This window comes from Vogesella mureinivorans (assembly GCF_007644035.1).
Lineage (GTDB): Bacteria > Pseudomonadota > Gammaproteobacteria > Burkholderiales > Chromobacteriaceae > Vogesella > Vogesella mureinivorans.
In genome coordinates this window covers 1-287 of record NZ_VMTV02000518.1, presented here as the reverse complement: position 1 = coordinate 287, position 287 = coordinate 1, and the positions used below count along the sequence as shown (strand labels likewise).

Genomic DNA, 287 nt, shown 5'->3' with positions numbered 1-287 from the left:
CGGCGTCTGCCAGACCTGCATGGGATGCACGCGGGTCGGCTCGTGGCTGTCGACCGAGAACAGCACGAAGCGGCCGTCCTCCAGCCGCGCATAGCCGTGACCGAACAGCGGCGTGGCCAACCGGCGCTCGATCAGGTTGTAGGTGAACAGCGCCTTGGCGCCGCTCTCGGGCTCGTAGAAGACGTAGAGCACGTCCTCGCCGTTCGGCGAGCGCAGGCTGCGCTTGAAGCGCATGCCCTGCATGCTGCGCTCGAAGCTGCGCTGCTCGCCGTTCTGCAGCACATAGC

At 67.2% G+C, this 287-nt stretch carries 1 protein-coding gene; it reads right to left on the bottom strand.

All coding sequences use genetic code 11. The annotated features are described in order from the left end of the window. On the bottom strand, positions 1–287 hold a 287-nt coding region (locus FLQ44_RS14335; RefSeq protein WP_147694967.1), incomplete at both ends, for a DNA repair ATPase.